This is a genomic window from Alteromonas sp. MB-3u-76, assembly GCF_002831605.1.
GTDB lineage: Bacteria > Pseudomonadota > Gammaproteobacteria > Enterobacterales > Alteromonadaceae > Alteromonas > Alteromonas hispanica.
The window spans coordinates 3,721,846-3,745,088 of sequence record NZ_CP025115.1; the positions used below are offsets into that span (position 1 = coordinate 3,721,846).

Consider the following 23,243-nt stretch of genomic DNA (forward strand, 5'->3'; position numbering starts at 1 on the left):
GTGGAATTACTGGTTATAAACTCTAGGAATGAAAAAGCGCAACAAGATGCTGCGCTTACTTTTGCAATTGATGGCGTTTAATTAGCCAAGGATATCAAGAAGTTCAACATCAAAAATAAGTGTGCTGTAAGGAGCGATGGCTGCGCCCGCGCCTTGCTCACCATAGGCAAGGTCGTGAGGAACGTATAAACGCCACTTTGAACCAACCTTCATCATTTGAAGTGCTTCAGTCCAACCTTTAATTACGCCACCTACTGGGAATTCCGCAGGTTGACCACGCTCATAAGAGCTGTCAAATGTTGCGCCGTCAATGAGTGTACCGTGGTAATGAACACGCACTGTACTTGCTGCAACTGGTGACTCACCTTCGCCCTCAGCAACAACTTCGTATTGAAGACCAGACTCGGTAACGTTAACTTCATCGCGCTTAGCGTTGTCTTCAAGAAACTTAGTGCCTGCTTCTATTACAGCCTTGCTAGCTTCTTCTTTAGCCGCTTGCATACGGTTGTGTATTTCACCGAACGCATCGCGAAGTGTATCGTTGTCAACTTGAGGTGCAGAAGCCGCAAACGCATCTTTTAAGCCAGCAACAACTGCATCAATTGCTAAACCGTCAAAAGGGTTAGATTGTAGTTGTTGGCCCATTTGGTAACCAATGCCGTAACTCGCTTGGGTTTCTACTGTATTGAAAGTATCAGTCACAATAACTCCTGAAATTAAATTACAAATGCAGTACGAATTTTAAACAACTCGCATACTGCGAGAATTTTTCTGCATTTTCCGGTGCGAGAGTGTACCACACCATAATTTATCTTGCCTTCAGCATTGTTAATAAGGCTGTAAAAGTATCAAAATGTTGTAAATTATAACCGAAAGAGGTTAGACAAGTTGCAAAGGACGCAGTATGGTTAGAACCATATATTTAGGAGGATAGCATGCAAACTCATCACGATGCTGAACTAAAAGATACCGTTCGATATCTTGGAAAGACACTTGGCGAAACTATTAAAAATCAGTTGGGTCAAGAATGGCTTGATCGTATTGAAAAAATACGAATCGACGGCAGAGCCTCGTATCAAGGCGACGGAAAATGTAGCGAAGAACTGAAAGAAACTTTCAAAACCATGACCGATGACGATTTACTTACCGTCGGCCGTGCCTTCGCGCAATTTTTGAATTTAGGCAATATTGCTGAGCAAGAATATAACGCAGCAATGAATGTTGATGCGTCGATGGACGCTCTTTTTGAGCACCTTGATAAAGCTGAGCTCACCACTGAAAAAGTGCAAGAAGCTGTAGGCAAACTCAATATCGATCTTGTTTTAACTGCTCACCCTACTGAAGTCACTCGAAGAACCCTGATACATAAGCATAAAGAATTAGCTGATTGCCTACAGGCCGTTCACCAAGAATCACTCAACGATGTCGATCGCGCTAAAGTAGAAACTCGTATCGCCGATTTGATTGCACAAGCCTGGCATACCGAAGAAATTCGCTCGGTACGCCCAACACCTGTAGACGAAGCTCGCTGGGGCTTCTCGGTTATCGAAAATTCACTATGGGAAGCGGTGCCAGACTTCCTTCGCGAGTTAAGCGATCGTCTTACTAAAGATTACAGTGTTGCGTTACCACTTGACGCTTCTCCAGTTCAGTTCAGTTCTTGGATGGGTGGAGACCGCGATGGTAACCCATTCGTTACTTCAAAAGTCACTGAGCAGGTATTGTTGTTAGCGAGAAAGCGAGCAGCAAAATTATTTGCTATCGATTTAGACCGCTTACAGGTTGAGCTGTCAATGTACGACTGTAACGATGAGCTTCGCGCAAAAGTTGGCGATGCTAACGAGCCATATCGTGCGCTGCTTCGTCCATTGGTATCTCGCTTTATTAAAACACGCGATGGTATTGATGACTATTTAGCTGGTAAAAACCCAGATACTTCAGAGTGGGTAGAAAGCGATGACGAGTTAATTGACGTACTGATGCTTTGTCACCAGTCATTGATTGACTGTGGCATGCAAGTAGTGGCTAACGGCTTATTACTAGATACCATTCGCCGTGCTCGTGTATTTGGTATCCATTTGCTGCGTCTTGACGTTCGCCAAGACTCCGAACGTCATTCAGACGTATTTAGTGAGCTAACTCGCTATCTTGGACTAGGCGACTATGCCCAGTGGAGTGAAGCCGATAAACAAGCTTTCTTATTGAGAGAACTTGGCTCGAAACGCCCGCTATTCCCAGCACAGTGGGATGCATCTGACGACGTTAAAGAAGTACTTGAAACCTGTAAAGTTATTGCTAAGCACAGTAAGCATGGTTTTGGTATTTATATTATCTCAATGGCGAGCGAGCCGTCTGACGTGCTTGCCGTGCAATTACTACTTCAAGAAAGCGGCGTAAGCTGGCCAATGCCAGTGGCTCCACTATTTGAAACATTAGACGACTTAAATAATTCACCTGATGTAATGCGCAAACTACTGTCTATTGACTGGTATCGCGGATACGTGAAGGGTCGTCAGTTTGTGATGATTGGTTACTCTGATTCGGCAAAGGACGCCGGAGCACTCGCCGCGGGATGGGCACAGTATCAGTCTCAAGAAGCGCTTGTTGCTATTGCCGAAGAATTTGATGTATCGCTTACGCTATTCCACGGTCGTGGCGGCACTATTGGTCGAGGTGGCTTACCGGCTCACGCCGCTATTTACTCGCAGCCTCCTGGTTCACTTGAAGGCGGTTTCCGCGTAACGGAGCAAGGCGAAACCATTCGCTATAAGTTCGGCATGCCAACTCTTGCTAAGCGCAGCTTAGGTATTTACGCCAGCGCTATTATAGAAGCTATGTTGTTCCCGCCTCCAGCACCAAAAGAAGAATGGCGCGAGCTTATCACTACTATGGCAGGTCAGGGCCGCGACAACTATCGCGCCACTGTACGTCACGATGAAGAATTTGTTCCTTACTTTCGCGTTGCAACGCCAGAGCAAGAGCTTGGTAAGTTACCACTAGGTAGCCGCCCTGCGAAACGTAAACCACAAGGCGGTATTGAGAGCTTACGCGCTATTCCGTGGATATTTGCATGGGCACAAACCCGCTTAGTACTGCCTAGCTGGCTTGGCGTTATGCGTGCAATCGATAGCGTAAAAACGCCTGAGAATGAAAAAGTCGTCAACGAGATGTTCAGTGAGTGGCCATTCTACCGTTCGCGCTTATCCATGCTTGATATGGTGTTCCACAAAGCCGACCCACGCATTAGTGAGGCGTATGACGAGCGCCTAGTGCCAAAAGAGCTTAAACACTTCGGTGAAGCCCTACGTACTGAGCTAAAAGAAAGCATTTCTTCTTTACTCGCAATTACTGGCGAAAAAGACATTATGACTAATGACCCTCAAGGCAAAGAGTCGATGGAAATTCGTGCAGCGTACTTGCAGCCTCTTCACTATCTGCAAATTGAATTGCTTGACCGCATTAGAAAAGCAGGTGACGAGTCGCAAAATACCAGCTTAGAACGCGCCATGATGGTGACAATTGCAGGTATTGCCATTGGTATGCGTAATACTGGTTAATATAAATAACGTTAATTTGATGAGCGGTCAGTTAACCGATTGACGACCTCATTATTCGAAAGGCCCGTACTGGATTAACAGCACGGGCTTTTTTATTTGAATTATTAAAGAAAACTGGTATTACTCCTATTGGCAGTACGAGCCTGACAACCTTGAAAGCCGTCTCCTCTTTTTTAAAGGATTAAAAATGCGCATTATTCTACTAACACTATTTATTGCGTCGTTGTCGCTAAGTAATATCGGCAACGCTAAAACTATGGAAATGTCACCAGGGTTATGGGAAGGCATTGCTGATGATGAATTAACCTTCAGACTGCTTGAAATAACTGACAGTGATGAACACTACTTCTATGAAATAGTCATTCCGGGTGGTTTGAAAAAAGTTCGACGTACAACCTTCACCAACAGCGATATAAAGTGCATAGAAAACCGGTGCACAATCAACACTATTATTGAAGACAACGTAACGCGAACTCTCACCCTATCTCCTTATTTAGGGATCGGTTTTTCGGTTTTAGAATCTAGCTATAAAGGGGATGATAGTTATTTATCTCGAACCTATCGGCTTGTAAAACAAGAAGCAAAATCCACTCCCCGTAAATTTGTTGAGAATCGTAAGCATATCATTCTGGACGCTGAGAAGAGTTTAGTAGAGCACCCCTACGGTACATGGGTTGGCGTGATGCAGTATTTAGATGAGCCAGAGCTGGCATTACTCCAATTAAACGAGCATAAACAGGGAACATTAAGTGTATATAGCAAAGGCACTAATACATTTCAGGAAACTCAAACTCATTTTTCGCCAGACAACGTCAGTATAAACGGTAAAGTGATCGAGATTGAAGCCTCACACACTACCTTCGCCTCAAACATTCTTTTATTTGTTAAAGCTGAAGGCATGATACACGGCTATACCTATGCCCTACATAAAGGTTACCCAGTAGGCTCGGGCGAAATAAAACTGTACAGAATTAAAAATCAATAAGGTGGCGAAGCCTACTGGATGTAACAAAAAGGCTGGATACGTAAGGTCGTAACAGACTGCATTTACTTATTTTAAAAGTAAGCGATCAATATAGACCGTTGTGATTCGTTTAGTGTTTGAGGCTATCTTCGTTTAAGGAGATGCGTTCTATATCTAACCGTGCTTCACAGCCGAAGATAAAGTCCCCTTGCTCTTCTCTTATCCAGTGATCTCCAACCGCGCGGATATCATCGCTAAACTTGGTCTTCTTTCTTTTTATCAATCGTTTTACTTGAAGTTGTCCTTCTTTAGGCGCTTGAGAGAGTGCATCAAGCACCATTTTTTCATTTTTGTCTGTGTTGTGCCAAGTGTCCAGTACGATGGCATTCCACACGGTTATTATCGTCAGCATAGCATCTTCCATTTCTGACTGGCTGTAATCAGCAGGGAGTGCATTTAACACTCCTTTACCGAACTCCATAATTGTGGCTGAGATTTTAGTGTTGGGAAGTGAGTATTTTGACATCGCTGACTAACCTGTTTTGATTGTATTTTTGTTTCCAGAGCCGCGGCGTGAGGTCGAGTACGTCTTTGGCCGGATGCAATGCCACGCGTTGTAATACATCCACCAGATAATGGTAGGGATTAACGCCTTGCAGGCGGCAAGTCACCATCAGGCTTTGTAATATGCCCAGTTGTTCAGCCCCGAGTTCGGACCAGCAGAACAAATAGTTTTTTCTCCCCATGGGAATAACACGCAGTGCCCGCTCAAGATGATTGGTGTCCATGGGTAAAGCAGGATTGCTCAGGAACACCTTGAGTTGGCATTCTCGTTCATGCGCATAATCGAGTGCCTTGGCGAAGGGAGACTTGGGGAGTAAATCAGTGCGCTGTCGTTGTTGATAAACCCACCGGAAGAAGTCAGTGACTAAGGGTTCGCTGTGTTGTTGCCGGTAAGCATGGATATCGGCCAGGTCTAATTGTTTATGCCTGATGTGTTTTTCATGTCGGTAGAGCGCAGCGATAATATCCAGTGCCTGCTGTGCGGCTTGCGGCTCACTGTCGAGGGCTTTTTCAAAGCCCCTGCGCATGTGTACCCAACAGGCTGCGTGCACAATCTGTTGTTCTTGTTGGTTTATCTGCGCTACCGTTTTGGTGTAAGCGGCATAGCCATCGGTGAGCAAGGTACCGGTAAAGTCCTGTAACTGTGCTTGGGCATACAACATACCCCGGCTGTTACTCCAGGTAAACGCCACTTCATCACTGTCACCGTACAGGGGCCAGAAGTAGGTTTGTTTCATGTGTCCGGGTTTTCGGCCAGCGCCTTTAGTGCGACCTGCTTTAATGGGCACTTCATCCATGGCCAGTATTTTACTTTGCAGAATGTGTTGCCACTGGGCTTTGGCGATGGGTCGAAGCAGCTCAATGCCTTTTTGTATCCAGTTGATTAAGGTGGCCCGGCTAAGGGTAATACCGCTATCCAGCATCCGTTGATGTTGCCGGTGAAGCGGTAAGTGATACACCGCTTTATCAACCATCAGTCCGGCGAGCAGTGAGACATCGCAGTAACAGCCTTCCAGCACATTGCCTGGCGCTGGGGTCTCCTTAATGGTTTGCGTGGTTTTATGACGCACGACCTGACGACGGAATCTCAATACCACATAACTGCCAGGCTGTTGTGCTAAGCGACAGGTTTCTTTGGTATCCACTAATTCATACTGGTCGGCATCCGCCCCCTGTAATTCTGGCGCAGGTATATCAATAATCTGTTGCGGCACTGTCTCATCAAAACGCAGGCCTTCATCATTCAAATCCGAGTCGCGACGTTGCTTTTGTGAGGAACGAGTATGTGCCTTCACCGGTTTTGTTTCTGCCGGTAAGGTGAGGGTTTCCCCCTCATCAAACAAACTGCTCTGCGCCGGATTATCCGCTAACACCTTTTCAGACTTACGCCCGAACAACTGACGTTTAAGCCAGTCGAGTTGCTGCTTGAGTTGCGCAATTTCATCGGCTTGATGAGCAAAGGCAGCCTCAATTTCAGACGGTGAAAGGTGACTAATATAGCGTGTTTTCATGGGCTAAATTATAACAAAATCAGTTAATTAAATCGCCTGTTTTGTTTGTCTTTTTGCCAGTAAATCCCATCAATCAAACACTGTAACTGAGCGCTGTTTAATGGTGTTTTTGCTGTGCCGTCAGTGACTTTGGCGAAGGTACCTCTTTCCAGGCGTTTGCTCCACAAACAATAACCGCCCTGATGGTAATACAATACCTTTAGCTGGGTGCGGCGTTTATTGATAAACACAAACCAGTCACCACAATGCGCCTGCATGCCCAACTTGCTCTGTACCAGCGCTGCCAACCCATCAAACTGTTTGCGCATATCGGCATTGCCGGTGTACAACCAAATACGCCCATTAGATAAGGGTAACATCAGGCCGCTCGGTTCATCCGCAGCACCACACCACCGGGTAATACCAGTTCAATCTCCCACGCTGAATCTATACTCTGGTTCCCGCTCGCTGGCATATCAAAAGCAAGCCAGTTATCCTGCTGCGCAAACGGTTGACTATCATCGCTCAGCTTTTTACGCCACAGATAAAAATTTGATACTGTTAACGCATGCTGTGCACAAAATTCACTGACTGTCAGCTCGCTTGCTGCTTGCTTGTCAACCAATCTTTGCCATCGCTCACGTGTACGTCTTTTTGTTGCCATCAGTAAAGTCTCCGTTAGTAAAATCTACGGAGGCTATTTTACGGAGTAGCTAAATCTGGGGAAGACGGCCTATATTGATCGCTTACTTTTAAAACGCAGTGAATCGATGCTATGCGGGGAATGCTTAAACTGGAAGGCTTGTAACAAGCAGGCTTTTACTCTTTCAAGAGCCCGTGCATGAGTGCGGCGGCGAAGCCTACAAGATGTAACAAAAAGGCTGGATACGTAAGGTCGTAACAGACTGTCTGTTCTTATACTCAAACGCAGTAAATGGATGCTATGCGGGGAATGCTTAAACTGGTGGGCTTGTAATGAGCAGGCTCTCCACCGCAGGGATGCGGTGGCGAAGCCTACAAGGATGTATTCACGGCGGGCCTGCGTTTACAAGCCTACCAGTGATTTCACCCCTAGCCGTTTACGAAATCTACGCCTAGCTTGATGTCGCCACGTAGGCCTTCAAGCATGTCGTTTTTCGCTTTTTCTTCAAATGCGCTTAGCTCGCCGTATGGCAAGATTTCTTCAACACCGTTTGCACTTAAGCGAACTGGGTGAGCGAAGAATGCTGCGTCATCGCTGTCGTCTGTTTGTACATAAGTGTACTCAACAACGTTCTCGCCTTGCATTGCTGCAACTAGAGATAGGCAGAAACGAGCTGCTGCTTGACCCATAGAAAGGGTTGCAGAGCCGCCGCCCGCTTTTGCTTCAACAACTTCAGTACCCGCATTTTGGATACGAGTCGTTAGGCTAGCCACTTCTTCGTCGGTAAACTCAACACCTTCAACTTGTGAAAGAAGAGGAAGAATAGTTGTACCAGAGTGACCACCGATTACCGGCACGTGCACAGAAGATACGTCTACACCTTTAAGCTCAGCAACAAAAGTTTCGGCGCGGATTACGTCTAGCGTAGTTACACCGAAAAGTTTGTTTTTGTTGTAAACGCCTTTTGCTTTAAGCGTTTCAGCTGCGATAGCAACTGTAGTATTAACTGGGTTGGTGATGATTCCAACACACGCGTCTGGACAGTTATCAGCAACACCTTCAATAAGGTTTTTAACGATTCCAGCGTTGATGTTGAATAGATCAGAACGATCCATACCCGGCTTACGCGGCATACCAGCTGGAATAAGAACAACGTCTGATCCAGTTAGTGCACCAGCTAGGTCATCTTTACCGTGACCGGTTACTTTAACCGCAGTGGGGATGTGGCTTAAATCAACTGCAACACCAGGAACAACTGGCGCAACGTCATAAAGCGCTAAATCTGAACCTGCTGGCAATTGTGTTTTTAACAACAACGACAGCGCTTGACCGATACCACCTGCAGCACCTAACACGGCTACTTTCATACCATTTCTCCTATGGGATTACTCACGTATTTAAACGGAACGTCACACTAATGCAACGCGGGGGAAAACTCAATCACCGGATCGTCTTATTGACGCCATAAACAGCGATTTTTTGTCAATATTCATTATCATGGATGATTATGCAAACAAATTGCCTAAAGTCCACCTGTGGGGCACAATATGCGAATAAAAACTGAATTCAGTTGTTTTGGCCATACCCTACTGGTTAAAACAACTAATGAGACAAAAAAGAGCGCTTAATGGCTAACACAAAACAAGAACAACTGATTAAAGCTTTCAAAGAAATACTTAAAGCTGAGAGCTACGGTTCACAAGGTGAAATAGTAGATGCCTTAAAGGCGCAAAACTTCGACAATATTAGTCAGTCGAAAATATCAAGAATGCTCAGTAAGTTTGGCGCTGTACGCACTCGTAACGCTCGTGGAGACATGGTTTACTGCCTACCACCAGAGCTTGGAATGCCCACTGCCAAAAGCCCGTTAAAACAGCTTGTGCTTGATGTAGTACACAACAATGTAATGGTCATTATTAGAACCAGCCCAGGCGCAGCACAACTTATTGCCAGGCTACTAGACTCGTTGAGTAAAAAAGATGGCGTACTGGGCACCATTGCTGGTGACGATACTATCTTTATCGCGCCTGCGGATGTTCAAAAAATAGAAGAGCTTCGTTTGCGTGTTGAAGACCTGTTCGACAACGTTTAAAGCGTCTCAATACAAAAAAGCCGCTTGCTAAATAAGTTTCTCGATAAGAGAAAACATATTTAACAGCGGCTTTTTCTATTTTAAATTTTTTTTATTAGAGCGTTCTCATTAGCATAGACGCTGTTCAATGGTTTTTCGCTTTAGAAAGTCTTTAATCAAAAACTTTCAACGCGAGTGAACCAATGTTCGCAGCGCTCTACTTGCTCATGAAACTCGCTCATAAAACTTGCTTATGAAATTAACTTTATCAAAGCGTCTGCTGCAGGGCGAGATGACGGTGGATTTTGCCCTGTTACAAGTAGTCCATCAGTACATACTTTTACTGCAAAATCGTCGGCGCTTTCAAACTTTCCGCCTTTGCTTTTCAACTCGTCTTCTACAAGGTAAGGCACCACATCGGTTAACTGCATGGCCGCCTCTTCGCTATTTGAAAAGCCAGTTACAGCTTTACCGTCAACTAAAAAACTGCCGTCAGGGTTCTTAACGTCTTTTAGCACAATAGGCGCATGACACACCGCACCTACTGGCTTATTCGCTGCAATGGTATCTTCGATGAGTTTGATAGAATATGCATTGTCAGATAGGTCCCAAAGGGGACCGTGACCACCCGGATAAAACACCGCATCAAATTCTTCTGCACGCACATCTTCGAGTGGGATAGTAGAGGCAACGGCGCTTCGTGCTACGTCATCTTTAGTATAACGTATGGCATCGTCGGTCATGGCATCGTCGGAGAGGCTATTGGGGTCGATAGGTACCTGCCCGCCCATGGGAGACGCTAATGTAATAGAATAACCAGCGTCTTTAAATGCGTAATAAGGGGAAGCAAACTCCTCCAACCACATTCCCGTTTTATTGCCTGTATCACCCATAATTTCGTGTGATGTCATTACCATAAGAATAGACTTTGACATTTGACCTCCTTGCGTTGTAATTAAAAAAACAATGTAACTTGGTTCGTTTTAAGGAGATTAATAGATCATAAGCGCAATCAAGAAACGATTAGCGCGCGGATTTGTGAGATAAGTTGCATAAATAAAAAAGTGCCACTGTCCGCAAAGGAGAGTGGCACCTAACACTACAACTAATTCACACTTTGTGATTAGAAGTCGTAACTGATACCGATCTTGATTCTCCAAGTAGAATCATCAGAATCAAACGCTGTTGAATCGTTACGAACTCTATCGATGACGTAACGCCCCTCAGCATCGAGTGTATCAACATCATACAAACGGAATGTACCAAAGTCTGATGTTCTTACACGACCAGCGCTGCTATCGATTAGGTTAAGCAAGTTATCAACTATAAAAATTAAGCGCCCCTTATGACCTTCCACAAAACCAGGAATTTCCTGTGTTACGCTTAAATCAAGAGTTGTTAGCCATGGTTCGGTTGTAGCACCTTTTGGCACGAATCCCCCCGCATAACCGGCCAGACCAGCTTGTGCAATTGACGCTTGTAATTCCGCTTCAAGTTCTGGGCTTGCGTAGACAACATTCGGGTCATTCTCACCAGGAACATAAGCGAGGTAGTTACCGCCATTGAACTCAGGGCTAAACGCAGCGTTACCAAATTGGTCACTACCAAACTCTAATAAGTTTCTATCCATTGCAGCCGTGTAAGAAATCGGACGACCAGAACGGCGCTCAAAGAATAGATTAAAATTTGTTTCGTAACCGTTGAAAAACTCTGTTTTATAACCCAAAGAGGCTACTAAACGATGCTCCGTCTCAAATCGACCCGTACCAAGCAATGCGTCGTTACGATTAATCTGAGGCGAGAAGCGATAGTTACTCTGTGATGTAGAGCTAGTACCCTGGTTGGCCTCTGTGATGTCTTGATATGCATAGGACAACGACATTGTCACACCTTGCTCCCACGATTTGTTCAAGCTAGTTGTTATAATGTTAGAACGACCGCCTGAAGAATTCGTCAGCATTAGGTCCCGGTTTTCATCATCGTCAACGTAAAGCGTTTGACCCGTTGCAGTCGTCCTTGTGCTGCCGCCAGAAGTAGGACTTTGACTGATTCCAGGAAGGGACATATCAACCCAATGTGGCGCATCTTCCCTATCCGTATAGATATACTCAGTAGACCAAACAAACGAATCCCCTACGCCTGGAACGTCGAACACATAGTCGACACCAATTTGTGATCGGATATCAGTCGGAATATCGAAATCAGGATCAAGTAGAGACACGACGCCCTCGGCACCTGATGCAAGCAGTTCATCGACGGTGTTAGGAATCGCTGCAGAGGCAGCGGGCAATATACCCGAAATGTCTGCACCTGTAACCTGTACGTCTGTAGCCTGGAACTGACCAGCGTTTACGCCAGCTTGCGAGAATGAGTTACCTAACCAAACATTAGGCTGACCACCAGAGAATACGCCGATACCACCACGTACCGTAACATCATCATTAAATGCATAGTTAAAGCTGAAACGCGGAAGAACTACATCTCTGCCATCGAAAGTAGCATCGTTGCGTACGCCTGTTCTTTCGAAACTTGCTTGGTTAAACTCTGGTCTATCATCAGACGAGAATCGCTCATAACGCACACCGAAACTCAAAGTTAGATCATCATTGAAATCCCATGTATCTTGAACATAGAGCGTTAATGTGTCGTTGGTAAATTCAGCCGCAGCATTAGCTGGGTTATTAGCTAAACCGTTTTGATAATCGTAAGTGGCGGCCAGTCCATTTCGGAAGTTTTCCAGCCCTTCAAATACGAGTGTACCTCGAGAATTTTGCAGGAAAATGTTAAAGACTTCTAACGACTGATTCTCGATACCAAACTCAATATTATGGTCGTCCCATAAATAATTGGCATCGACTCTGAACGTAGTATTTTTGGTATTGAGGTTATTAGCGTGACGTGATGGATCAGAACCAAATTCGACATCGCTTTCTAAAGCACCAACCTCTTCGATTGTCACAGACCCAATATTACTAAAAGAAACCTGTCCGTTATCAACATCCTGAACATTGAAAGCAATCTCCGTAGAGAAATTATCAGTCCAGTCAGAGTAAACTTTTGCACTGTAGTTTTGAAGTTCATCGCTGCGGTTATAGAATCCTGAACTCAAGGTCAGAGTGCCATTATTGTTGGTCAAATTAGAAGTAACGTTACCTTTATTATACTGATAAGTTAAAGATGCACGATGAAAATCGCTTATGTTCCAGTCTAACTTCGCGACAATACTCTCATCTTCCTCTACGGGAGAAGCCTGAAAGCCTCCAACCTGGTCTGACGACAGGCCATACACATTTTGTGCTATGTTTATGACTTCGTTAATTTCATCTACTGTGATATCTGTGTCATTAGGAAATCCGGCTCCTGCTGGTCCCCATTCAAGCGCAGTGTCGATATCTAGTTTTTGATAAGCCCCAAAGAAGAACAATTTGTCTTTGATTATTGGAGCACCAAACGTGGCGCCATAAGTCACTTCACCAAACGTTATTTCCGTTTCGTTTCCGCGAGCGTCTATAGTGTCGCCAGCAAGTTCATCACCAATTTTTTCGTAAAAGAAATTGCCAGTAACTTCATTCGTACCAGATTTGAATACAGCGTTAATCAGACCGCCTGTAAATCCGCCCTGCTTGGCCGTGAACGGCACTGTGTCGACCGTAATTTGGTCGAGTGCATCAAGAGGGAAAGGAGAGCGTTGAGTTGGGAAACCTCCAGCATTTAGGCCGAAGTTGTCGTTCTGGCTGATACCATCTACCGTAATACTGTTGAAACGTGGGTTGTTACCCGCAATTGATAATTCGCGCGAACCACCTGTGCCAACAGAAACTAGTGGGTTAGCACGGATTACGTCTTTTATGTCGCGCGTTAGGCCAGATTGACCCAAAATTGCTTCTTCACCGAAATAGCTGCTTGCACCAACGTTTTGGAAGTAAGAGCCTGAAGAAGAACCAGAAACAGTAATGACCTCCATATCAGTAGATTGCAACTGGCCGTTGACTCGCTCAAATTGGCCTAGTTGTAGGAAAAGACCGTCAACTGTTTGATCTTCAAACTCGTTAGAATCTATCGTGACTTTGTATGGACCACCGACTCGTAAACCTTGAACCGTATAATTACCTTCTTCGTTGGTGGTTACAGACCTACGTGTTCCCGAAGGAACGTGTAATATTGTGATTTCGACACCTGCTTCGGGAGCACCAGTTGGGTCGACAATCGTGCCGCGAATACCTGCTGAGGTTTGTTGTGCCAATGCTGTTGAAGATAGTCCAGCTGCAACAGCAACAGCGATTGCAACGCGGCTGAGTTTTGCTTTGAAGTTCATGTGTGTGTTTCCCTTTTGTTTTGAATTTTTTTCTAACTAGGTGTTACAGACAAAATTGCTCGTCCTATTCGTGGACGAGGTTTGTACAAAGTGTTAATGAGCTTCGTGTCATTTCTATTACAAAAATTGCGCTTTTATCTACTTACGACATCACTTAAGAAAATAAACGCCTCAATTTAATCTGACCATGTAGTCAAGTTAAATTACTTATTGTTATTGTTATTACTCGCCCATATCACTCAGCTTCATTCTTGTCACATACGCGACTAATAAACAGCGTTTAACCAAAATCAGATTAACCCAAGTTAAAAACCGAGTAATCATAGACATAGGTCATTCAAATAAATTTATCTATTGCAATAAATAACCTTAACTGTTGAAATGCAACTTTAAATTATTAACTTCAATGGTCGTCTTTTGACAACTCTACGAATTGCTTCTTTATCAAGATGGTGGCTATTAGCGTTCGCAGCTGTTTGTTGCGTCCTAGTAAATTATTTTTCAAATTTACGGAACTTTTCTGACATACCACCACAAACAGGTCAACATTTAACCTGCAATGGCGGGTTTTCAGCCAATGCCGACCGATTTTCAGTATATGTTACAGACAGCAGAATCGCGCAGCTTGCTAGCGAAAAAATCTGTAACAATAATGTCATAAAACGACAATATGGAGAGGTAAAGGTAATAATAGGTCAGAGTGACTATGACACCTTTCGTTATATCAATCATGGCGTGGTTGATTTAGCATTAGTTAAACGAAACGTAGTAGACGCCTTTGCAGCAAACGATATCTACGGCTTAACGCCTATCGCATCTCACCCAGATTACGGGGCATTTTTTATCTCATTACGAGAAAAGCCTAAACTAGAAAAAGAATATTTATTGGGAAAGCGAATTGGCTTGCTCGACTACCCTAGCAGCCGCTCTGGGCACATAGTGCCTAAAACAGTATTAAAGCGGCTTGGGTTAAGTGATACTAATGTGAACATTGTATATTACAGCTCACATCAAGAACTGAGGCGTGCCCTGCTCGCTGGTGAGGTTGATATCATTTCCTCTTATTGGGCAAAAGACGATGAAGAAATTCTGTCAAAAAATTATACCGCACCATTATTACAGCAGGTAAGCGGAATGCGTTGGTATTTAAAGATGCAAACTCAAAACACCGACCTGTTTTGCGCAATGCAGTCAGTCATCCATGATATTGCTATGGCACATCCACGTCCCTACTATAAGAATATTGTTCTTGAGGAAGGCTGCCGATGAACATTTCAAATAAACTGTCATTTAAATCTAAGCGACGAATTGTTATGAGTGGATTGACGCTGCTTTTTTTATTGCAGTGCATAGCTTTTGCAGGACAGTTTGTTTCATATCAAAGCACGCTTCATGGCGCTATTGATAAGGTTGAACGAAGAATTAGTTTAGACAGCGCTTTTTTAGATGTGGGTAATCAAACTCTGCAAACGCCAGTAAATAGCTACGCAATATGGCAATACACTACATCGTTGAATGCGGAGTTATCTACCCAAGGCTACCCTGTTTTAGTTAAGTCTATTCAGGGTGAAGAATTTAAAAGTGAGGAAATATCAACACTCAGCTTTCCAAAAAGTTATACAACTGTTTTGAGAAATGCCGAACAGCGCATAGATATAGAGATAGTAAGCAAACCTATTTCTAGCGCACTTGGTTTTAGTTGGACCGCTTTGATTGCGTCACTACTTATAATGCCAATGTTTGCGATTAACACCAGAACCACTGCAAAGCAAATGGCGCAACGAGCAGAGGCATTACTACCCCCTACCCCAAAGCTTATTATCAACTTGCAAGATAAAACCATATCAAACGGCGTCACCGATAATGCTGTGACGTTGCAGAACAAACCACTATGCTTCTACACCGCGTTAGTGAAGTTCTGCATCGAGAATCATGGAGTGCAATTACCTCCGCACAAAGACGTACCCAATGAGTTGGTCGCACTGGCGAATAAAAGTTTTGGTCGCCTTATTGAGTTAGGCCATACCAAACGGAAAAGGCCGGACTTCAATGCTAATTTAGATAAAACCCTCAGCGAAATTCGCGCAGCACTTGATGAAGTATTTGCCAACTACCCGACGGAAAAAGAAACCTACTATCCACCAAGGGCGCAAGGTGAAGGGTCTCGGTCAAAACAGCATTCTTATGCTTTACCCAAAATCGCGTTAGCTGACATAGAAATAATTGGTAACTAGGGGGTTGGTCTAGACAGTTTGCTTTAAATTTAAACAACAACCCGCTGTATATGAATAATATTGACCAATTGGATAACGTCTTCATGTTTTAATGAATGGCCTGCAATACCTTGAAATATCGGTGAACTTCAAGAAAAGACCTAGCAAAGACCGATCCAAAATACTAGGCTGCGTGAATATATCATTGATTCGCGAGGGCTAAGCGCGTATCTTTGCACCAACAAAATCAGCTTTTTAGTACTATGCAATCGCCATTAATTATTGCCATTTCTGGAGCTTCAGGCTCTGGAAAGTCTCTTTTTACAAAAAATTTATTTAACGGATTCAGCGCACAAGGCCGTCCTGTCCAGGTTTTGCGCGAAGACCATTACTATCGCGCGCAAGATCATCTGCCCATGGAGCAGAGAGAGCAAAACAACTACGACCATCCCAATGCATTTGAGCATGAGCTTCTAAAAGCTCATTTACAGGCGTTAAGAGAAGGTCAGCCCATAGACTATCCACATTATTGTTATAAAACGCATACTCGTTTGCCTGAAACAGAGCGCTTAAACCCTGCGCCGGTTATTATACTTGAAGGCATCATGTTGTTAGCACGCACCGATTTGCTGCCGTTATACGATGTGAAAATATTTATCGATACTCCCCTCGATATTTGCCTAATGCGAAGAATGATGCGCGATTTAAAAGAGCGCGGTAGATCGATAGAGTCTGTAGCAAAACAGTACGAAGAGACTGTTAAGCCAATGTATCACCAGTTTATAGAGCCTAGCCGCTTTACTGCCGACGTAGTGGTAACGCAGGGTGGAAAAAATCAAATTGCATTAGATGTGATCAAATCACACATTCAGCAAGCGCTTCTTTAAGGGAAATAATTTATGGTAGGTTTACTGGGCGTTGCGCTCCTTATAGGTATTGCATTAGCGATGTCGTCGGCAAGGCGCAGTATTAACTGGCGTACTGTTGGTGGAGCATTTGCTATACAAGCTGCTGTTGGTGCGTTTGTCCTGTATTCTGAACCCGGTAAGCAATTTCTGTATAAAGCAACGCAGTTTGTGGCCAATATTATTGGCTACAGCCAGCAGGGAATTGACTTTCTATTTGGCCCTATTGGCAATAAATCGTTAGGATTCATATTTGCGTTCAACGTACTTCCCGTCATTGTTTTCTTTTCCGCGCTTATCGCGGTGCTTTATCATTTAAAGGTAATGGGCATCATTATCAAGGTGATCGGTGGCTTTCTTCAAAAAGCGCTGGGCACCAGCCGACCCGAATCTATGTCTTCAGCTGCCAACATTTTCGTAGGCCAAACTGAAGCGCCTTTAGTCGTACGCCCTTTTATACCCCATATGACCAGCTCTGAACTATTTGCCATCATGGTGGGTGGTTTAGCATCAATTGCTGGTTCTGTTATGGCCGGCTACGCCGGAATGGGCGTAGAGCTTAAATACCTTTTAGCGGCCAGCTTTATGGCTGCGCCTGGCGGCTTATTGATGGCAAAAATCATCTTGCCTGAAACAAGTAAGCCAAACGAAGATTTACATGACGTAGACGCAGACGACGCGGGCTATGCCAATGTATTTGATGCTGCCGCTAGTGGCGCAGCATCAGGCATGCAACTTGCGCTTAACGTAGGTGCAATGCTACTCGCTTTCATAGCCCTCATTGCCATGTTCAACGGCCTCATTGGCTGGAGCGCAGGTTTGTTCGGTTATGAAAACGTCACGTTTGAAGGGATCCTGGGGTTTGTTCTTCAACCACTTGCATGGGCAATCGGCGTTCCATGGGAAGAAGCACAACTTGCGGGCAGTTTTATTGGTCAAAAGATGGTAGTGAATGAATTTGTTGCCTATCTCAATTTCTTAGAAAACCAAGATCAATTGTCCGAAGCTTCTCAGGCCATTATCACCTTTGCACTATGTGGTTTTGCAAACTTCTCTTCTATCGCGATTTTGATGGGCGGAATTGGCGCTATGGCACCAACTCGCAGAAAAGAAATTGCGCGACTGGGATTAAAAGCGGTTATTGCTGCAACCTTATCAAACTTAATGAGTGCCGCACTAGCGGGCTTTTTCCTCTCTCTCAGTTAAATTTTATTTAAACAGACCATTTAGTCAGTTTTTTACTAGACTAAATGGTCAGGTTTATGTAAATTACGCGCATTCTTCGCTGACGTTGATGTAAATCAATATCAGCGACTTTTTTCTGTAGCCCGTCTACCTTTATAATGCCGCAATCTAAATATACGGGAAAACATTATGCAATTAGTTGCTGTTGACTACCAAGCTGAAAACGCGCAAGAAGAATTTGTTAAATCGTTGCGTGAGACTGGGTTTGGTGTATTGAAAAATCACCCTATCAAGCAGTCTTTAGTTCAAGGTATTTATGACAATTGGCAGGATTTCTTCAACAGTGAAGAGAAGAACGATTACCTTTACAACAAGGGTAAGCAAGACGGATTTTTCCCTCAGAGCGTTTCTGAGGTAGCTAAGGGCTTCACGAAAAAAGATATCAAAGAGTATTATCACTATTACCCTTGGGGACAATGTCCTGAGTCTTTACGTCCTCAGATCTCTCAATATTATGAAGAAGCGAATACGCTTGCCACAGAATTATTGGGTTGGATAGAAGCGCACTCGCCAAGTGAAGTCAGTGATAAATATAGCCAGCCTTTAGGTAATATGATCAAAGATTCAGATCAAACCTTATTGCGTGTTCTTCATTATCCGCCTCTAAGCGGCGATGAAGAAGTGGATGCCATCCGCGCTGCTGCTCATGAAGACATTAACTTAATTACTATTTTGCCAGCAGCTAACGAGCCTGGTCTTCAGGTTCAGGCTAAAGACGGTAGCTGGTTAGATGTACCGTGTGACTTTGGTAGTTTGATTGTGAATATTGGCGACATGCTTCAAGAAGCATCCGGTCACTACTTCCCATCGACTACCCACAGGGTTGTAAATCCAGATGGTGCAGACATGACGAAGTCGCGTATTTCACTGCCTTTGTTCTTACACCCTCGCCCAGATGTTGTTCTTTCAGAACGTCATACCGCAGGCTCATACCTGCAAGAGCGCCTTCGTGAACTAGGCGTGATTTAAGTGAAGTTCCTTTTGTAGTGTTACCTTGCCACGGCTAGTCCGTGGCTTTTTTTTACCTGTTTTTTAGTGCCTGTCTTACTTAGCTCTATTATGCCTGTCTCGATAAGCCTACTTTTTATACCTGTCTTAATAAGTTGCTTTTTATGCCTGTCTCGTTAAGCCCTTTTTATGCCTGTCTCGTTAACTTTCTATGCCTGTCTTTCTATTTATGTTCCTAAGATAAGGCTGCTAACGCTCATTGTGTGCTAATGCAGCTAACTTTGAAGAATAATGCTGTGCGCTGTACTTATCGGGGGAAAAATTAACCGCGCCTTGCAAATAGCGCTGAGCATTGCTGATGTCTCCAAGTTCGTAATAGGCCTTAGCTAACCCAAAAAGAATTTCATGATTTTTTCTATCCAATCGCACTGCCCGTTGATAATGAGCTAAGGCCTTTGCAAACTCTCCGTCTTCGAAAGACTGCTCGCCTAGAATAAAGTGATAAAACGGATTGGTTTTACGTTTTGTTTCCACACTTGCAAGCAACTGCTTCGACTCCTCATGCCTGTTCTGGTGCCGATACAAGATCGCGAGATTTTCCCAAACAGTTAAGTTCTCCGAATCTAACGAAAGCGCGTGCTGATAAATATTCTCGGCAAGTTTCAATTCGCCTTTCATTCTGTAAAGCACCCCTAAGTTTGTCCAGCTTTGCTGAAGTTGAGGTGCAACTTCGGTAGCGGCTTTAAAATACTTGTAGGCCCGAGTATAACTATTTGCAACCAGAGCGTCGGCACCTTTATTGTTGTAAAACATGGCCAACACACTTTGTTTAGATACAGGTACGCGAGGAAAGCGACTGCGAATAGCCTGAGGATCAAAGTCTACATCCGCCCAGGTGGTACCTAATACAATAGACGAGGGATTATCTGATGCACTTACCCGCAAGTTCACGTGACCATTGAGCAAGCTAAAACCATCCCTCCTAGTCCAGTACTCGGGAATGTCAACTTCGTATAATGTCGCATTAAGGCCAACATGCTCGGCAAGTGCAAACGTCATTATAGATAGTGAAAGACAATTTGCCGCTCGGTTGCTAAATGTTGTATTTGCTACCGTGTTTGCATTATTGCGATATGCAATGCCATTATCAGAGTAGTCGAGGATGGCACTGACAAAGCCTCGAACATTTTTGGCCTTTTTGGTAGTAACATTCGCGGTTTCATCCAGTATGGCGCGCTCTGCAAACCGCTTCGCCTCTTTTCCAAGATAGAAAACGTCTTGCTCTGTCTCAATAGTAAAGAGTTGGTGGCTTGGGAATAAATCATCTCTTAGCAAGCTTTTAGTACTTACCGAGCTTGTAGAGGTAACGCTCTGGCATGCAGCTAGAAACGCGCAGGTGGCGAGTAATACACGTCGAGTGAACATATCTCTTACTCCAAGAAAATACTCGATACTTTAGTATAGACCTTGAACTGCGATTATTGCTTTACATCTCATTAATCCTAGCGCTGCGTACACCAGCGGCTTTTTATGAAGGATTGATAAAATATATTCGATCGCCTACAGCCCTTTCATTTAAAGGTTTTTCGTCTAAGAGAAGAGCGTATTACATAAAGTTAATCATCATTTTAGACAAAAGTACCGTAACCACTAGCGAAATCAGATTTGTAAACAAGTAGTAAATCTAACGTTCATAATTTTAAACTTTAAGGAAATAAATCATGCGTAAGTTTTTAAGTGCTTTAGTGATAATGGTAGTGAGTTCTTCGGCTTTTGCAGGTCATCATAAAATGGGCGACCACAAGGACATCGTAGACACTGCTGCGAGTAACCCAATGTTCTCAACGCTAGTTGCGGCTGTGAAAGCAGGCGGCCTGGTAGATACATTGAAAGGCGACGGCCCGTTTACTGTGTTTGCACCAACAGATGAGGCATTTGCTGCGCTTCCTGCAGGTACGCTAGACATGCTTTTGAAGCCAGAGAATAAAGACACCCTAGTACAAATTCTTACTTACCATGTAGTAGCGGGTAAGGTAAAAGCTGAAGATGTAGTTACTTTGTCATCTGCAACTACAGTTGAAGGTAGCGATGTATCGGTTACTGCTGCAATGGGTAAAGTAAAAATCAATAATGCAAACGTTATCAAAGCTGACGTAATGGCTGAGAACGGTGTAATTCACGTTATCGACGCTGTATTACTACCTGCTGAAGTAGCAGCTGCGTTATAAGAGTAAAATCGCTTCGTAAACAAAAGCGATAGTTAGAACATCAAATAAAACCACCGCTTTATTCCCAAACATTAGGACATAAATGCGGTGGTTTGTTAGTTTTCGCTTTGGTTATCTAGCCCCGTTCACTCAACTCTTGCTCTAAAATACTCCCCCACGTTTCCGAATGCCGTCAATTGTCTTCACGCATAAATATTTAGTGTAAATGGCCAATGTTAAACTTATGTTGAATGCACTTTTCTGTTCAGCAGGTGTAATGTGTTATTTAAACGCCAGCTAGGCGTTATAGTCTTTGAGGGTTTGGCGTGTACATAGAACAGGTGGATAACAGAACACTGTCTGATTGCAGTGTGCTTATTGTTGACGACGATGCAAGTAGTCGACTAGTGCTAGAAACACTGCTGCAAGACATTGTGGCCTGTGAGTCTGTTTCCTCTGGCAGAGATGCAATTGAATACTGCCGTTTCAAAAAACCAGACCTTATTCTTATGGACGTTTCTATGCCAGAGCTAGACGGGCATGAGACTACCGCACTCTTACGAAAAAAACCTCAATGTGAAGGCATTCCAATCATTTTCGTTACCTCTTCGTCTACAGAAGAGGAGGAATCTAAGTGCTGGAACTCTGGGTGTGTTGATTTTGTTGTAAAACCTGTTAACGCCTGTACCCTACAAAACCGCGTTAAATCGCATTTGAAAAATAAAATGCGCAACGATTTACTCGAAAAACTTATCTACATTGATAAGTTAACGGGCGCATACAACAGGCACTACCTTGATGACTATCTTCCGCGTTTGGTGCGGGACGGTCTGAGAAACATCACCCCTCTTTCGCTTGTCATTTTTGATATTGACCACTTCAAACTATTTAATGACATGTATGGTCACTTAGATGGCGACAGTTGTTTATGGAAGGTGAGTCAGTGTATTAGTAGCTCACTTCTGCGGCCTATGGATAAATTAGTGCGTATTGGTGGTGAAGAGTTTCTGGTTATTTTGCCGAATACAGACACGCAAGGTGCCGTTGAGGTTACCAAGCGCCTGTTAGAAACAGTGTATGATCTCAACATTAAACATGCTGCATCTGAATTTGAGCGAGTTACTTTAAGTGCCGGTCTCTCAACCAAACAAGCTGACGATGATAAAACCATCGAGTACGTGATGTTAGAAGCTGATAAACACCTTTATATGGCCAAAACATCGGGCCGTAATTGTGTGAAAGCTGAAGGGTTTACTATCACAGGAAACGAGTCGCCTATTAAGGCCACCAAACGTCGAATATTGGTATAATTGCACGCTTCCCTCCTTTAAATTTCATTGTTTTAAAGCGATCTTCCCTCGAGCAAGCACACTTCTTATGATCTAATCTAGATTCCAGTTTAGAGTCCAGACTAGAGTTCGGCTACAGTCTAGTTCCAGCCTCTTTACCAAGCCTATAGCACCCTAGCGCTTTTGTATGATGTAACTGCAAAAGTGCACTTTGTTGGGTAAGTCCAAACTGTTCAATTTGAGCAAAAAACAGCTGCAGGGTAGCCATCGCATCATCAAGCGCGTTGTGCTCTGGACAACTGGGCAAATCTAACCGCTGTCGACATACACTTAACGTTGCGCTGTTATTTGGCAGTACTTGATGCTGTTTATTCAATTGGTACACCGCTAGCTTTAAAGTATCGATATACACAACATCGATAGCGGGCAGCGATAGTTCTACAAACGTCCTATTCAGCGCAGCTAAATCTAAGCTCGCATTGTGAAATACCAATACTGACGTTTCTAAAAGTGGCAAGACTTTTGAAATCGCATGTTGTAATGACACACCCTCTTGTAAAATATCCTGAGTTAATCCGTGGATGACTGGGCTTTGCCCAAGTTCCGCTGGCGTATCGATAACATAATACTCGCAGGCGTTGAGTGGCAATTGGCATCCTTTACCCTTTGCCCAGCCTATCGATGTAATACTGGTTGTTTGCGTATCAAGGGAGGTAAGCTCTAAGTCTATCGCCAACAATTCTGTGTTATGGACATACAAATTAGATAGTTGTTTCTTAAACGACAATCCCTTTTTGCCAAATAGCCGGGTCTTTAGCCAATGCATTACCAT

Annotated in this window: 20 protein-coding genes; 10 read left to right on the plus strand and 10 right to left on the minus strand. The window is 43.9% G+C overall.

Annotated elements, in window-relative coordinates:
- Positions 1-81: 81 nt before the first annotated feature.
- A complete protein-coding gene (locus tag CW735_RS16535; RefSeq protein ID WP_071980646.1) occupies positions 82-702 on the minus strand; it encodes an FKBP-type peptidyl-prolyl cis-trans isomerase in 621 nt (206 codons plus the stop codon).
- A 233-nt stretch (positions 703-935) separates the two neighbouring features.
- Here CW735_RS16535 and ppc point away from each other — a divergent pair, with 233 nt between their 5' ends.
- Both ppc and CW735_RS16545 read left to right on the plus strand, forming a co-directional pair.
- Positions 936-3,557: a phosphoenolpyruvate carboxylase gene (gene ppc / locus CW735_RS16540; RefSeq protein ID WP_071980647.1), complete on the plus strand. Its 2,622-nt coding sequence runs from the start codon at positions 936-938 to the stop codon at positions 3,555-3,557.
- Between the two features lie 187 nt (positions 3,558-3,744).
- The gene (locus CW735_RS16545; RefSeq protein WP_071980648.1) at positions 3,745-4,542 is read left to right on the plus strand and encodes a hypothetical protein; all 798 of its coding nucleotides are present in this window, start codon (positions 3,745-3,747) and stop codon (positions 4,540-4,542) included.
- 109 nt (positions 4,543-4,651) lie between these two features.
- On the opposite strand, the gene CW735_RS16550 is transcribed toward CW735_RS16545, so the two are convergent.
- The 5 genes from CW735_RS16550 to mdh all read right to left on the minus strand — a co-directional run bounded on the left by CW735_RS16550 (position 4,652) and on the right by mdh (position 8,585).
- Positions 4,652-5,047: a hypothetical protein gene (locus CW735_RS16550; protein WP_015066045.1), complete on the minus strand. Its 396-nt coding sequence runs from the start codon at positions 5,045-5,047 to the stop codon at positions 4,652-4,654.
- Positions 5,019-6,596 carry an IS66 family transposase gene (tnpC, locus tag CW735_RS16555; protein ID WP_100972963.1) on the minus strand — a complete coding sequence of 526 codons (1,578 nt, stop codon included), beginning with the start codon at positions 6,594-6,596 and terminating at the stop codon, positions 5,019-5,021. Before tnpC ends, CW735_RS16550 begins: the two co-directional genes overlap by 29 nt.
- Before the next feature lie 23 nt (positions 6,597-6,619).
- Positions 6,620-6,955: an IS66 family insertion sequence element accessory protein TnpB gene (tnpB, locus tag CW735_RS16560; RefSeq protein WP_012518757.1), complete on the minus strand. Its 336-nt coding sequence runs from the start codon at positions 6,953-6,955 to the stop codon at positions 6,620-6,622.
- Positions 6,955-7,239, minus strand: a complete 285-nt coding sequence (tnpA, locus tag CW735_RS16565) for an IS66 family insertion sequence element accessory protein TnpA (RefSeq protein WP_100972964.1) — start codon at positions 7,237-7,239, stop codon at positions 6,955-6,957. The genes tnpB and tnpA overlap by 1 nt, the downstream gene beginning before the upstream one ends.
- 407 nt (positions 7,240-7,646) lie before the next feature.
- The gene (gene mdh, locus CW735_RS16570; protein WP_071980649.1) at positions 7,647-8,585 is read right to left on the minus strand and encodes a malate dehydrogenase; all 939 of its coding nucleotides are present in this window, start codon (positions 8,583-8,585) and stop codon (positions 7,647-7,649) included.
- Between the two features lie 260 nt (positions 8,586-8,845).
- Here mdh and argR point away from each other — a divergent pair, with 260 nt between their 5' ends.
- Positions 8,846-9,310, plus strand: a complete 465-nt coding sequence (gene argR, locus CW735_RS16575; protein ID WP_100972965.1) for a transcriptional regulator ArgR — start codon at positions 8,846-8,848, stop codon at positions 9,308-9,310.
- Positions 9,311-9,540: 230 nt separating this feature from the next.
- On the opposite strand, the gene CW735_RS16580 is transcribed toward argR, so the two are convergent.
- Both CW735_RS16580 and CW735_RS16585 read right to left on the minus strand, forming a co-directional pair.
- A complete protein-coding gene (locus CW735_RS16580; protein ID WP_100972966.1) occupies positions 9,541-10,224 on the minus strand; it encodes a type 1 glutamine amidotransferase domain-containing protein in 684 nt (227 codons plus the stop codon).
- A gap of 188 nt (positions 10,225-10,412) precedes the next feature.
- The gene (locus CW735_RS16585) at positions 10,413-13,604 is read right to left on the minus strand and encodes a TonB-dependent receptor (RefSeq protein ID WP_100972967.1); all 3,192 of its coding nucleotides are present in this window, start codon (positions 13,602-13,604) and stop codon (positions 10,413-10,415) included.
- A 417-nt stretch (positions 13,605-14,021) separates the two neighbouring features.
- Between CW735_RS16585 and CW735_RS16590 the strand changes: the two genes are divergently transcribed.
- The 5 genes from CW735_RS16590 to CW735_RS16610 all read left to right on the plus strand — a co-directional run bounded on the left by CW735_RS16590 (position 14,022) and on the right by CW735_RS16610 (position 18,936).
- On the plus strand, positions 14,022-14,873 hold the full coding sequence (locus tag CW735_RS16590) for a PhnD/SsuA/transferrin family substrate-binding protein (protein WP_232368309.1): 852 nt from the start codon (positions 14,022-14,024) through the stop codon (positions 14,871-14,873).
- A gap of 44 nt (positions 14,874-14,917) precedes the next feature.
- Positions 14,918-15,838, plus strand: coding sequence for a hypothetical protein (locus tag CW735_RS16595; RefSeq protein WP_232368310.1), 921 nt, complete (start codon positions 14,918-14,920; stop codon positions 15,836-15,838).
- A 242-nt stretch (positions 15,839-16,080) separates the two neighbouring features.
- Complete coding sequence (gene udk, locus CW735_RS16600) at positions 16,081-16,704, plus strand: uridine kinase (RefSeq protein ID WP_032095511.1); 624 nt, start codon at positions 16,081-16,083, stop codon at positions 16,702-16,704.
- 12 nt (positions 16,705-16,716) lie between these two features.
- Positions 16,717-17,928 (plus strand): NupC/NupG family nucleoside CNT transporter, encoded by a 1,212-nt coding sequence (locus CW735_RS16605; RefSeq protein ID WP_071980655.1) that lies wholly within the window; start codon positions 16,717-16,719, stop codon positions 17,926-17,928.
- A gap of 168 nt (positions 17,929-18,096) precedes the next feature.
- Positions 18,097-18,936: an isopenicillin N synthase family dioxygenase gene (locus tag CW735_RS16610; RefSeq protein WP_100972968.1), complete on the plus strand. Its 840-nt coding sequence runs from the start codon at positions 18,097-18,099 to the stop codon at positions 18,934-18,936.
- A 228-nt stretch (positions 18,937-19,164) separates the two neighbouring features.
- Here CW735_RS16610 and CW735_RS16615 read toward each other — a convergent pair whose 3' ends face one another.
- On the minus strand, positions 19,165-20,340 hold the full coding sequence (locus CW735_RS16615) for a tetratricopeptide repeat protein (protein WP_071980657.1): 1,176 nt from the start codon (positions 20,338-20,340) through the stop codon (positions 19,165-19,167).
- A 296-nt stretch (positions 20,341-20,636) separates the two neighbouring features.
- On the opposite strand from CW735_RS16615, the gene CW735_RS16620 reads away from it, so the two are divergent.
- Positions 20,637-21,143 carry a fasciclin domain-containing protein gene (locus tag CW735_RS16620; protein ID WP_071980658.1) on the plus strand — a complete coding sequence of 169 codons (507 nt, stop codon included), beginning with the start codon at positions 20,637-20,639 and terminating at the stop codon, positions 21,141-21,143.
- A 305-nt stretch (positions 21,144-21,448) separates the two neighbouring features.
- Positions 21,449-22,432 (plus strand): GGDEF domain-containing response regulator, encoded by a 984-nt coding sequence (locus tag CW735_RS16625; RefSeq protein WP_100972969.1) that lies wholly within the window; start codon positions 21,449-21,451, stop codon positions 22,430-22,432.
- Positions 22,433-22,544: 112 nt separating this feature from the next.
- Here the strand turns inward: CW735_RS16625 and CW735_RS16630 are convergent, their stop codons facing one another.
- Positions 22,545-23,243 carry a 3'-5' exonuclease gene (locus CW735_RS16630; protein ID WP_071980660.1) on the minus strand — a complete coding sequence of 233 codons (699 nt, stop codon included), beginning with the start codon at positions 23,241-23,243 and terminating at the stop codon, positions 22,545-22,547.